This is a genomic window from Pedobacter sandarakinus (genome assembly GCF_026240095.1).
In the GTDB taxonomy this organism is placed as follows: Bacteria; Bacteroidota; Bacteroidia; order Sphingobacteriales; family Sphingobacteriaceae; genus Pedobacter; species Pedobacter sandarakinus.
Map to the genome: position 1 here is coordinate 165,136 of NZ_JAPIVG010000005.1, position 12,727 is coordinate 177,862.

A 12,727-nucleotide genomic window follows, 5' to 3' on the forward strand; every position below is an offset into this window, starting at 1 on the left:
TTTGCGCAAAGATACAGATTAAATTATTTGCATGCTTCTACCACTAAGTAATAGAATGATGATGATTAAACCAGCAATAATGCGGTACCAACCGAACATTTTAAAGCCGTGCTTATTTAGGTAGCCAATAAAGCTACGAATGGCCAACAATGCTACTATGAACGCTACAACATTACCAATAACAAGCAGATTTATTTGATTTTGGGTTATGCTGTGTCCTTCTTGATAAAAGTCGAATAACTTTTTTGCGGTCGCAGCAAACATGGTGGGCACCGCCAGAAAAAAGGAAAATTCTGCGGCTACTTTCCGGCTCAGTTTCTGGCTCATACCACCAACAATGGTTGCTCCGGAACGCGATACGCCCGGAATCATGGCAATACATTGAAAGAAGCCAATTTTTAATGCTGTTATGTAGTTTATATCGTCTTCTTCGGTTACGGTTGGATTGCTAAACCACTTATCTACAAAGAGCAAAATGATTCCGCCAACAAGCAACGAAATACCCACAGCCATGGGACTTTCCAAAAGCTCATCGATTTTTTTGCTCAATAACAAGCCAAATACTGCCGCAGGAATAAATGCAACAAGTAATTTAATATAGAAATTGATGGATTTAAAAAATCTTTTAAAATACAACACCACAACAGATAGTATGGCACCCAGCTGAATGGCAACGGTGAAAAGTTTAACAAAAGGATCAGCGGCTATTCCCATAAAAGATGATCCGATGATCATGTGGCCGGTGCTCGATACTGGTAGAAATTCGGTTAATCCTTCAATTATAGCAAGGATAATGGCTTCGAAATAATTCATAAGTGGTTTGATGGGGAATGATGGAAAAGTACACCCTTGCGGATAAGCACGTAAGAAATAACAGGACAAGACATTTTTTTGCCCTCAATAGCCTAAACTACCAGATCTTATTGCGTCTAATTGAGGGCGTTACTTTTTAAGAATGGCATAAATTCCGAAGGCAAAGCCGGCAAGCACCACAAGAGGCGCCAATAGCGTTCTTCTAAAATCGTAGATGTCGCCAGTTGTGCCCATCATTAATATAAAACCCACCACAACAATTGCCATGCTAATCAACAGTAACTGGTAGTTCTTTTTGGTAAAAACTAACTCGTTTTTAGCATCTTTTACACCAGGATTTGGTTTTTTTTCTAAAGCCATTATCTATAAAGATTATAAGATTTTAAACGTAAATATCTGCTTACGGCAAACCAGGTACTAATGCCGGTAATGAAAATACCAATGATTACTAAGCCAACAAAGACAAAGCCGAATTCTTTGTAGTTGTTGAGAATAATAATTTCTGGTACTTCTTTGCGGGCATATATTAGGGTAGCAAGTAAAATAATAATTGCGATAAATGCAGCAATTAAACCGTGCAAAGCAGCAAATAATAAGAAAGGACGTCTGATAAAATTTTTTGTTGCACCAACTAACTGCATACTTTTAATTAAAAAGCGTTGCGAGTAAATAGCAAGACGTATAGTGTTGTTTATCAAAGCAATAGAGATAATCAGCAGTAGCATGGCAAAAGCAAGAATAATCAGGCCGATGGTATTGATGTTTTTGTTTACCATATCTATTAAGGAGCTTTGGTAAACTACCTCCTTTACTACCGGGTTTTTGGCGATATTAATTTTTAATTCATCTATGCTTTTATTGTTCGCGTAGGCCGCTTTGAGGTAAACATCAAATGTTGAGGTTAGTGGATTATAACCCAAAAAGTTTACGAAATCCTCACCTAAATCTTGAGTCAAGTTTCTTGCCGCCAGTTCTTTATTTACGTATTGCGTTTGCTTAACTTTGGGGTTGGCGTTAAGTTCTTTCTGGAAGGCTAAAATGTCTGTTTCTTTTGCTCCTTCATCAACAATAATGTTTAAAACTATATTTTCTTTAACGTAGTTAGATAGGTTTTTGGCATGTACAAGTACCAACCCAAGCAGGCCTAGCATAAGCAAAACCAAGGCAATACTAATTATCGTTGAGATATATACTGTTTTGGTTTTTTTTGATGCATCACTTACTTCGAATTCTTCCATGTATTTCAGTTTTGTTTTTGCGAAAATATAAATTATACCTGATAAACACCAATATAATCAACATTAACGCCACTCCTTTTAATTTCTTTCAGTGTTTTTAGATAAATTTTTTGGCAACTGCTAAACACGGTACGAAATTTGTTCACACGGCGTTAATTATAATAAACTAAAACAAATTCAATTGCGATGAAAAGACAAATCACATTTCTAGGCCTTCTAATGATGTTTACCATTACTTTTATTGGCTGTAAGAAAGATGAAACCTCTCTTAAAGCCCGGATGTTAGGCAAATGGATGTTGGTAAAAATAGAAACTAGCGGATACACCACTGCAGAAACTGTAGCAGATCCTACAAAAGTTAACGGAACGGCTGTTTATGGAACGAGTGCTGATTACGTTGATTTTAAACCTAACAATGATGATCAGGTGGAATTGAGCTTGAGGGGTAATAGAACAATCGGAACATACCTGATTACTTTCGAAGATCAGTTTACAATGGACCTAAATGACGGTCAGAATTATGCAGTGGTTAACAGCATAACCCCTACCCAGTTTCAATTCACCTCAACTATTGATAACAGGATCAAAAAAGTATACTACTTAAAAAAATAAGCTTTAAGAAATTAGCGTATAATGCCATTGACTTACAATCAATGGCTTTTTTTTGCTCGAGGTTTTGAGTTTTTTTCCGATAAATCGCTAAGCCAGTATGAGCTGTAGGGCCAGGTTTTGGGCAATCAAATTTAGTTTCACTAAACCCCTTATTTTCTGTATTTTTGCACCTTTAAAAAATTTATAACTGGCAATGGATTACCAATTCAAAGAAATAGAACAAAAGTGGCAGAAATTTTGGGCAGATAATAAAACGTTTAAAGCCGAAAGCAATTCTGACAAACCTAAATATTATGTTTTAGATATGTTTCCTTATCCATCTGGAGCAGGTTTACATGTTGGTCATCCGCTGGGTTACATTGCTTCTGATATTTTTTCCCGCTATAAACGACTAAAAGGTTTTAATGTTTTGCATCCAATGGGATACGATTCTTTCGGATTACCTGCAGAACAGTATGCCATCCAAACTGGTCAGCATCCGGCCATAACAACAGAAGCTAACATTGCAACCTACCGCAGGCAGTTAGATCAAATTGGTTTTTCTTTCGACTGGAGCCGAGAAGTTCGCACTAGCGAACCCGCTTATTACAAGTGGACGCAATGGATTTTTATGCAGTTGTTTAATTCGTGGTACAACATCGAAAACGATAAAGCAGAGGATATTTCTACTTTGATCGAAAAATTCAATACATCTGGCTCTGCCGATGTAAAAGCAGTTTGTGATGACGATGTGAAATCATTCTTGCCAAGCGATTGGGCTACTTTTACAGAAGAAGAGAAGCAGGAAGAGTTGTTAAAATACCGTTTAACATATCTAAGAGAAAGTACGGTAAACTGGTGCCCAGCTTTGGGAACGGTTTTGGCAAACGATGAGGTAAAAGACGGATTTTCTGAGCGTGGTGGTTTCCCTGTTGAGCAAAAGAAAATGATGCAGTGGAGCATGAGGATTACTGCTTATGCCGATAGACTTTTACAAGGGTTAGATACGATCGATTGGCCGGAACCTATTAAAGAAATGCAGCGCAACTGGATAGGGAAGAGTGTTGGTGCTTCAGTAAAATTCCAGGTTGAAGCCAGTGATAAACAAATTGAAGTTTTTACCACCAGGGTAGATACCATTTTTGGCGTGTCTTATTTGGTGTTGGCACCAGAACATGAATGGGTTGGAGAGTTAACTACGCCAGAACAGAAGCAGGCGGTAGAAAATTATATAAACCAAACCAAAAAGAAATCTGAACTCGATAGGATGGCAGATACCAAGACGGTTTCTGGTGCTTTTACTGGTACTTATGTAATCAATCCGGTTAGTGGAGAGCGTGTTCCACTTTGGATTGCAGATTATGTACTTGCAGGCTACGGCACAGGTGCGGTAATGGGCGTACCAAGTGGCGACCAACGCGATTGGTTGTTTGCAACGCATTTTAACCTGCCAATTATTCAGATTTTGGATGGGCAAAAAGATATAGATGTACAAGCAGACCCCACAAAAGAGGGAAAATATATAAATTCTGGTTTCATTGACGGAATGACGTATAAAGAAGCAGTTCCATACTTAAATAATTGGTTAGAAGAGAACGGAGTTGGAAAAGCTAAAGTTAATTTCCGCCAGCGCGACGCTATTTTTGGTCGCCAGCGTTATTGGGGAGAACCTATTCCTGTTTATTTTAAAGATGGCCTTCCATATTTATTAAAGGAAGAGGAATTGCCTTTAGTGTTGCCAGAGATTGATAAATATTTACCTACCGAAACAGGCGAACCACCATTAGCCAGAGCAGAGGGTTGGACGCCAGGCAATGGAGAACATTACGAATTAAGTACTATGCCAGGGTGGGCAGGAAGCAGCTGGTATTGGTACCGCTATATGGATGCCAATAACGATACTGATTTTGCTTCAAAAGAAGCGATTGAATACTGGAAAGATGTAGATTTATATATTGGCGGTTCTGAACACGCAACCGGTCACTTATTGTACAGCCGTTTCTGGAACAAGTTTCTGAAAGATTTGGGTTACACCAAAGAGGAAGAGCCATTCAAAAAGTTGATTAATCAAGGTATGATTCAGGGCAGAAGCAATTTTGTATATAGGGTAAGCGATGCTGATGGTAAGCCGACGAATACCTATGTTTCTGCCGGATTAAGGAAAGATTACAAGACTGGTGCTTTGCATGTAGATGTGAATATTGTTGAAAATGACGTGCTGAACCTCAATAAGTTCAAAGCCTCGAGAGAGGAATATGCAAATGCAGAATTTATTCTCGAAGGTGGAAAATACATCTGCGGCGTCGAAGTAGAAAAAATGTCTAAATCAAAATTCAATGTGGTTAATCCAGATGATTTGATTGAGCGTTACGGAGCCGATACTTTGCGTATGTATGAAATGTTTTTAGGTCCGTTAGAGCAAAGTAAACCTTGGAATACCAATGGCATCGAAGGAGTATTTAAATTTCTACGCAAGTTTTGGCGTTTGTTCCACAACGAAGCCTGGGAGTTCAATGTTTCTGATGATGAGCCTGCCAAAGCAGAATTTAAAACCTTGCACAAGATCATAAAGAAAGTACAAGACGACATCGAGCGTTTTTCTTTCAATACTTCAGTTTCTAGTTTCATGATTGCCGTTAATGAATTAACAGATTTAAAATGTAACAAGCGCAGTATCTTGCAAGAAATGGTGGTAATTCTGTCGCCTTACGCACCACACATTTGCGAAGAACTTTGGGTATTGCTTGGCAATAGTGCGGGCACATTGTCTTATACCGCTTTCCCAACCTTTAATCCAGCGCATTTAGTAGAAGATGAATTTGCTTATCCGGTTTCAATAAATGGGAAGATGAAGATGAATTTGAATCTGGGCCTGGCATTAACCCAGCCAGAGGTAGAAGAAATCTTGTTGGCTAATGAGCAATTTCAAAAGTTCCTGGATGGCAAAGCACCCAAGAAAATCATTTTTGTTAAAGGAAAGATAATTAATGTGGTGGTGTAAAAGCTGAAGGCTTAAAGACCAAAGCAAAAAGCTTTTAGTAAGCTTTATAAAGAGAAACCCCGAAATGCGCAATCACTTCGGGGTTTTTTGTTCTTTATCATCGTGAGGTAAGAAGCAATCCTAATGCTCTGGATTTGTACCGATTGTTGTAAGATTGCTTTGTGCCTCGCAATAGCAATAACAACTGCGCTTAGCTTGTGTTCCGTAATCACTTATTTATGGCCATCCGGCTTCAGCCGACGGATAACTGATAAAAACAAACCCCAGAGTATAAATCTACAGTCTGGGGTTTTATGTAACTTGGTAAGAAAGCTTTGGTCTTTCCTCTTTAGTTTTTAAGCTGTCTCCTATCTCTCAGCTTTTCTTCTATTGCCGCCAAACCTTCGGTTGTTGCTGGCATTACGAGGTTTGCCACTCATGTTCCCATCGCCACTTTTCTTAGCGCCACCGCCTTTAGATTGTGCCTGTGGTTTCCGTTTCACCTGATTTTTCGCCAACATATTTTCCCACGAAAGTGGGTAAGGATGATCATCAACAACGGGTAATGTAATTTTGATCAGTTTCTGAATATCTAGCAAATATTCATTTTCTTCTGCATCGCAAAAAGATATAGCGATTCCGTTAGCGCCTGCACGTCCGGTACGCCCAATCCTGTGCACGTAAGATTCAGGAATATTTGGTAATTCATAGTTGAATACATGTGATAACTGATCGATATCAATTCCACGTGCAGCAATATCAGTTGCGACTAACACCCGGATTTTACGATCTTTAAAATCAGTAAGTGCTCTCTGGCGGGCGTTCTGAGATTTGTTGCCGTGAATAGCAGCAGCCTTAATTCCGGCATAACCCAAATCCTTTACAATGCGATCTGCGCCATGCTTGGTTCTCGTAAAAACCAAAGCGGTTTCAATTGCCTTATCATCTAAAAGGTGGATTAACAACTTCTTTTTATCAGGTTTATCAACAAAATAAATAGACTGGTTAATGGTTTCTGCGGTTGATGATACCGGTGTAACCTCTACTTTTGTCGGATTTGAAAGGATGGTATTGGCAAGCTTTTGTATTTCATCTGGCATAGTAGCCGAGAAAAACAAGGTTTGGCGCTTGGCGGGTAATTTAGCTACAGTTCTTTTTACGTCGTGAATAAATCCCATATCGAGCATACGATCTGCCTCATCTAATACAAATAGTTCGATAGTGCTTAGACTTATAAAACCCTGGTTCATTAAATCTAATAAACGTCCCGGAGTTGCAACTAAAATATCCACACCTTTCCTCAAAGCTTCAACCTGCGAGTGCTGGCTTACCCCGCCAAAAATTACTAAATGACGTAAGTTTAAATGGCGGCCATAAGCTTTAAAACTTTCTTCAATTTGAATAGCGAGTTCGCGAGTTGGCGTTAAAATTAAAGCTTTAATGTTCTTGGTTGCTTTGGTATTGAGGTGTTTCTCGTGCAGCAATTGCAACATCGGAATGGCAAATGCTGCCGTTTTACCGGTTCCAGTCTGTGCGCAGCCTAGTAAATCTTTACCTTTTAAAATAGTTGGGATGGATTGTTCCTGTATAGGAGTAGGTTGTGTATAACCTTCTGTCTCAAGCGCCTTTAAAATAGGCTCAATGAGGTTTAATTCTTTGAATAACATGTATTTTTATCTGTAATATTTATTGAAGAAGCTAGAACAATCAATTGTTGAAGGACTAACTTGCGGAGAGAATATGCCATGTAGAATGGCAAGCCCTTATTCCTGCTTCGAGGGCAAAGGTACGTAAATTAATTGTTTATTGATGCATGGTTGCTTTCATGCTCTATTTTAAACCATATCATGATCTTACCTAGAACGATAGCTGAATCAATTTAAGAGGTGATTATTTTTCTTCTTTAAACCTGCTGAAGAAAAGCAAGGCAATTAAGCACAGTAGAAAGCCTACCACACCGTTTAATCGCAAGCCGAAATCATTTCCGGGGTCTTTGCCGTAAATGGTGAGCATAGCAAAAATTGCAATTCCAAGTGTTTGGCCAAGCTTCACGAAGAGATATTTAACGGCAAAGAACATACCTTCATGGTTCTCGCCAGTTTCGAGCGTGTCTTTCTGGGCAATATCTGCTAGTATTGCTGTGGGCAAAATGCCCAATGCTGCCAGCGGAAATGATGCAGATAACACCAATAAATAGATTTGCACATGAGCACTTAAAGGCATTTTCCCCAGGAAGAATATTGTGATAAAGATGAGGCACAAGACGAAAAATGCCATTAACACGAATGGTTTTTTGCCAAATCTGGCAGAGCCAAAATTTACCAGTGGATAAAAAAACAAAGAAGCTAACACCATGGCCCCCATAAACTTACCGCCATCAGACTCTGGAAGCCCCAGAAGCACGGTGCAAAAGAATAGCAAGCCGCTGGAAATAATGCTTAGCGCAGTGTAAAAAGCAAAATCGGAAATGAGGTAGTATTTGAAATTGGAATTTTTAAATGTGTTTGTTATAGCAGGCCAGAGTGGTATATGGGTTGGTTTCGCCACAGAAAATTCTTTTTCGTTGATAAAGAAAATGGGCAACAGCATGATTAAACCTGAAAAAATACAAAGCCCCCAGATGGCAATCTGAACCGCCTCGCTCCGGTTCGCCACAACAAAGCTGCTTTCTACAAGATCTGCAAAGTTATTGGTACAGGCAGAAAGAATAATCCCAATTACAAAACCAACCTGTTGATAGCTTGATAGTTTAACTTTCTGCCTGGGTGTTTCGGTTACTTCTGCCAAGAGGGCATTGTATGGGATAATGTAAGTGGTTACCGAAACAAAAAACAGGCATAGCGTAAGGGTTAGCCACCAGGCATTGTGGAGACTTTCGCTCTTTTGGAGTGGATAAAATACCAATCCGCAGAAAATCATAGCAGGAAAAATTGCCCATTTCATAAATGGTATTCTCCTACCCTTTGGATTTGTACTCGCATCACTTTTGGAAGCAATAAATGGGTCGAATATGGCATCTACTAACCTGCCAGATGCAGCAATAATGGATAGGATATTAAATGCGCCCAAAAATACAAGCTGGGGAACCAGGGTTGGTAAACCAGCATTGGTAGGGGGAAGGTAAAAATAGGGGAGCATAACGATAATAATGTTCGTCATGGTGCTCCAGCCAACCATTCCGGCGGCGTAGGCAACTTCTTGTTTAATTGAAAGTCTTTTTGCCATCTATTGTTGCAATGATATTGGTATCGAGGTGTTTTTTAATAGGAGTAAAGATGTTGTTTATAAATTTGTTAGCGATAGATTTTAGCACGCAGCCGACCGAAAATAAAAAACGATATGCTTTTTAGGGCAATACTTTTAAATATGCGTTTGCTTCATTTTAACACTGTCTTTGCCGTCTAAACCCGACAGCAACGAAAATACTTTTTTTTGTGTTTAAAGATGCGAAGGCTTACAAATAATTAGCAGTTGCTATACTTAAATTACAAAAAAAAGATTGTAGTGGATGGCGGGGCTGCTATTTCAAAAAAGTGTTGCAATTGCTTTCCTAATTTTTATTGACGATTGCGCCTGGCAAAGTTGATTACGAAATAGATGATAAGAAAACCAATGAAAATATATAGTCCATTTAGCGCCGCATTAGGATCGTCCATGTAAATGCTAAGTGCTACGAAAGTGTATGCGGCTATGAAAATAACGGGCAAAATGGGATAGAGTGGAACGGTATAAATGGTTTTTCGATCTAAATGGGCGGTTCGCTTGCGCAAAATAAAAATGGTAGCTGCAGAGCTTGCCATGCTAATGCTCTCCAGAAAAATGGTATAGTTTAAAATTTTATCGAACGTTTTTGCGTAAAAAATAATTACTACGGCAATGAGGGCAAATACTGTTAAACTTATGGTGATAACTGAGGTTTTTTTATTTATGCTGCTAAATGCCTTAGGTAGCGCCCCTTCTTCGCCCATGGCAAACATTGCCCTTGGGTTGCTTAGTAAATTCACATTTACATAGCCCATTACCGAAATAAAGATTATGATAGATAGCATGTTAAAGCCCGCTGGGCCAAATATTTTAGCTGCCAGAATAGCGGCGATGCTTTCGGCTGTTTTTAGTTCTTCGAAACCGATGACTTTAACATAGACGTAATTTAAGATCATGTAAAGCATTACAATGATGGTTAAACCAATGATGATGGATCTTGGAATAACTTTTTTGGCATCTTTTACTTCGCCGCCGAAATTGATGGTTTGCGCATAACCTGCATAAGAAAAAGAAACAGCGATTAAACAAAGGCCTAAAGCTTTACCATAATCTACCCAATTGGGGATGCCGCCAGTTGTTGCCTTAAATACTGGTGTGTTGGTTTGTGCCTGTGTTCCGAAAAAAACTGCACAAATTAGCGTTAAAATTAAGCCGAGCTTAACCAGGGTAAGTATGTTTTGGGTTTTTGAGCTTGCTTTTAAACCTAACAGGTTGATAAAATAGAAAACCAAAATTGTGGTAATGGCAATAGCTACCCGATAGGTTTCGGTTTGCAAGTGTGCCGGTAAAATTATTTTTCCTAAATATTCGGCACCTATGATAGAAATTGCGGCCACTGATGCTGCGCTTGAAATAATAACGATGCAGTTGATTGCAAAGGCTATGGACGGATGGTAGGCTGCAGAAAAAATTTTATAATAACCCCCGGTAACAGGAAATCGCGATCCGATTTCGGCATATGTAAGGGCACCGCAAAACGCTACGAAACCACCTATGAACCAGGCAAGATAAAAAAGTTCTGGAATTTGTGCTTTTGCAGCCACATTAACAGGCGTACGAAAAATACCCATGCCTATTACCAGGCTTACCACAATCATGGATAAATCGAAGAGCGAAAGTTGCCTTTTTTGTTGCATTAATTTAGTTATGAATGATGGTTTAAGATAGGCAAATATAGCTGATATATGGTGCAGACGGAGAAAAACCTCTTAATTAAAATGTGTTTTAATTGATGTTGAAATCTTGATTTGCTAGCTTCGAAGAATAAATCTATTATTGTACAATAATTTTTTGCTATTCGAGGCTGTTGTGTAACATATTGAAGCCAAGTGTCTCGTTATCAAATCATCCCTGAATAATTATCATTTTGAACGTTAAAGCTAAACTCCGATCATCCCTCGGCTTGGCTGATTTGTATGGTTACAAACTTCAATTGAAATGATAAACAAATAAAAAATTTATGGCAGAAGTAATTTATAACGACGACAGTATTCGATCATTAGACTGGAAAGAACACATTAGACTACGCCCCGGTATGTATATTGGTAAGCTTGGTGATGGCTCTGCACAGGATGATGGTATTTATGTTTTGTTAAAGGAAATTGTAGATAATTCTATCGATGAGTTTGTAATGGGCACCGGCAAAACCATCGAAATTACCGTTTCTGAGCAAAAAATAAACGTTCGCGATTATGGTCGCGGGATACCGTTGGGCAAAGTGATAGACTGTGTAAGCAAGATTAATACAGGTGGTAAATACGACAGTAATGCTTTCCAGAAATCTGTAGGCTTAAATGGGGTAGGTACCAAAGCCGTAAATGCCCTGTCTACTACTTTTATGGTTCAGAGTTACCGCGATGGAAAAACTAAGAAAGTAGAATTTTCTAAGGGTGAGATTGTAAATGAGCAGCCAGTAATTGATACTACACAGCGTAATGGAACAGCCATCACCTTCTATCCAGATGAAACAATTTTTAGGAACTACCATTACATTCCTGATTTTGTGGAGAGTATGGTTTGGAACTATGTGTTTCTAAACACTGGCCTAACCATCAATTTCAATAATCAGAAGTATTTTTCTGAGCGGGGTTTGTACGATTTGCTTTCGAAGTTTAACAAACCAGAAGAAATTCGTTATCCGATTATCCATTTGGTGGGTGCCGACATAGAAATCGCCATGACACATGGCCAGCAATACGGAGAAGATTACCACTCGTTTGTAAATGGCCAGCACACCACGCAAGGTGGTACACACCAGGCTGCATTTAGGGCTGCTGTAGTAAAAACGGTTAGGGAGTTTTTTAAGAAAGAGTTCGAAGCATCTGATGTGCGTTCCTCTATCATTGCAGCTATTTCCGTGCGGGTGCAAGAGCCGGTTTTCGAATCGCAAACAAAAACCAAACTCGGCTCGCAAAATATGGGTCCGGAAGGCCCATCTGTTGCTACTTTCATTAATGATTTTGTTAAGAAAGAGTTAGATAATTATCTTCATAAAAATCCAGAAGTAGCTGATGCCTTGCTTAAACGTATTATGCAATCTGAAAGAGAACGCAAAGACATTGCCGGTATCAAAAAGCTTGCGAACGATAGGGCGAAAAAAGCACAGCTGCACAATAAGAAGCTACGCGATTGTAAGGTGCATTTCAACTCTACCCACGAAAAGCGGTACGAAACAACGCTTTTTATTACTGAGGGAGACTCAGCTTCGGGATCCATTACCAAATCTAGAGATGTAGATTGCCAGGCCGTATTTAGTTTGAAAGGAAAGCCCCTTAACTGCTATGAATTAACCAAGAAAGTGGTTTACGAGAATGAAGAATTTAACCTGCTGCAACACGCCCTTAATATTGAAGATGGCTTGGAAGGCTTACATTACAACAACATCGTTATTGCTACCGATGCAGATGTAGATGGCATGCACATTAGATTGCTAATGATGACCTTCTTTCTTCAGTTTTTTCCTGATTTAGTAAAAGCAGGACATGTTTATATTTTACAAACCCCATTATTCAGGGTTCGAAATAAAAAAGAAACCATTTATTGTTATAGTGATGAAGAACGTCGAAATGCAATTGAAAAGTTAGGTAACAAACCCGAGATTACCCGTTTTAAAGGTTTGGGAGAGATTTCTCCCGATGAATTTGGTTTGTTCATTGGCAAGGATATCAGGCTAGACCCTGTAATTCTTAAAGATCAAACCATTAAGAGTTTGCTTGAATATTACATGGGTAAGAATACCCCAGACAGGCAACAACATATTATTAAAAACCTCCGGGTAGAGAAGGATGAAGTGCAAGAAGAACCTAAAATTATTGATGAAGTAGCATAAATTTTCGACGTG

9 protein-coding genes are annotated in these 12,727 nt (G+C 39.0%); 3 read left to right on the forward strand and 6 right to left on the reverse strand.

What is annotated here, in order from left to right; all coding sequences use genetic code 11:
• Positions 1-18: 18 nt before the first annotated feature.
• The 3 genes from OQ268_RS14600 to OQ268_RS14610 all read right to left on the reverse strand — a co-directional run bounded on the left by OQ268_RS14600 (position 19) and on the right by OQ268_RS14610 (position 2,051).
• Positions 19-813, reverse strand: coding sequence for an undecaprenyl-diphosphate phosphatase (locus OQ268_RS14600; protein WP_265857088.1), 795 nt, complete (start codon positions 811-813; stop codon positions 19-21).
• A 129-nt stretch (positions 814-942) separates the two neighbouring features.
• Complete coding sequence (locus OQ268_RS14605; protein WP_265857090.1) at positions 943-1,173, reverse strand: DUF3098 domain-containing protein; 231 nt, start codon at positions 1,171-1,173, stop codon at positions 943-945.
• Positions 1,173-2,051 (reverse strand): cell division protein FtsX, encoded by an 879-nt coding sequence (locus OQ268_RS14610; RefSeq protein ID WP_265857092.1) that lies wholly within the window; start codon positions 2,049-2,051, stop codon positions 1,173-1,175. The genes OQ268_RS14605 and OQ268_RS14610 overlap by 1 nt, the downstream gene beginning before the upstream one ends.
• Positions 2,052-2,237: 186 nt before the next feature.
• Here OQ268_RS14610 and OQ268_RS14615 point away from each other — a divergent pair, with 186 nt between their 5' ends.
• Positions 2,238-2,663: a lipocalin family protein gene (locus OQ268_RS14615; RefSeq protein ID WP_265857095.1), complete on the forward strand. Its 426-nt coding sequence runs from the start codon at positions 2,238-2,240 to the stop codon at positions 2,661-2,663.
• Between the two features lie 193 nt (positions 2,664-2,856).
• A complete protein-coding gene (gene leuS / locus OQ268_RS14620) occupies positions 2,857-5,643 on the forward strand; it encodes a leucine--tRNA ligase (protein WP_265857097.1) in 2,787 nt (928 codons plus the stop codon).
• Positions 5,644-5,990: 347 nt separating this feature from the next.
• On the opposite strand, the gene OQ268_RS14625 is transcribed toward leuS, so the two are convergent.
• From OQ268_RS14625 to OQ268_RS14635, 3 genes are all read right to left on the reverse strand, one after another.
• Positions 5,991-7,289, reverse strand: coding sequence for a DEAD/DEAH box helicase (locus OQ268_RS14625; RefSeq protein WP_265857100.1), 1,299 nt, complete (start codon positions 7,287-7,289; stop codon positions 5,991-5,993).
• Positions 7,290-7,512: 223 nt separating this feature from the next.
• Positions 7,513-8,847, reverse strand: coding sequence for an MFS transporter (locus OQ268_RS14630; RefSeq protein WP_265857102.1), 1,335 nt, complete (start codon positions 8,845-8,847; stop codon positions 7,513-7,515).
• 332 nt (positions 8,848-9,179) lie between these two features.
• On the reverse strand, positions 9,180-10,523 hold the full coding sequence (locus OQ268_RS14635) for an APC family permease (RefSeq protein WP_265857104.1): 1,344 nt from the start codon (positions 10,521-10,523) through the stop codon (positions 9,180-9,182).
• A 323-nt stretch (positions 10,524-10,846) separates the two neighbouring features.
• On the opposite strand from OQ268_RS14635, the gene OQ268_RS14640 reads away from it, so the two are divergent.
• Positions 10,847-12,715, forward strand: a complete 1,869-nt coding sequence (locus tag OQ268_RS14640) for a DNA topoisomerase IV subunit B (protein WP_265857106.1) — start codon at positions 10,847-10,849, stop codon at positions 12,713-12,715.
• Positions 12,716-12,727 lie beyond the last annotated feature (12 nt).

Excerpts from the sequence above, each read along its gene's own strand:
- OQ268_RS14600 (WP_265857088.1), bottom strand. The coding sequence starts at position 813 with ATGAATTATTTCGAAGCCATTATCCTTGCTATAATTGAAGGATTAACC.
- OQ268_RS14605 (WP_265857090.1), bottom strand. The coding sequence starts at position 1,173 with ATGGCTTTAGAAAAAAAACCAAATCCTGGTGTAAAAGATGCTAAAAAC.
- OQ268_RS14610 (WP_265857092.1), bottom strand. The coding sequence starts at position 2,051 with ATGGAAGAATTCGAAGTAAGTGATGCATCAAAAAAAACCAAAACAGTA.
- OQ268_RS14615 (WP_265857095.1), top strand. The coding sequence starts at position 2,238 with ATGAAAAGACAAATCACATTTCTAGGCCTTCTAATGATGTTTACCATT.
- leuS (WP_265857097.1), top strand. The coding sequence starts at position 2,857 with ATGGATTACCAATTCAAAGAAATAGAACAAAAGTGGCAGAAATTTTGG.
- OQ268_RS14625 (WP_265857100.1), bottom strand. The coding sequence starts at position 7,289 with ATGTTATTCAAAGAATTAAACCTCATTGAGCCTATTTTAAAGGCGCTT.
- OQ268_RS14630 (WP_265857102.1), bottom strand. The coding sequence starts at position 8,847 with ATGGCAAAAAGACTTTCAATTAAACAAGAAGTTGCCTACGCCGCCGGA.
- OQ268_RS14635 (WP_265857104.1), bottom strand. The coding sequence starts at position 10,523 with ATGCAACAAAAAAGGCAACTTTCGCTCTTCGATTTATCCATGATTGTG.
- OQ268_RS14640 (WP_265857106.1), top strand. The coding sequence starts at position 10,847 with ATGGCAGAAGTAATTTATAACGACGACAGTATTCGATCATTAGACTGG.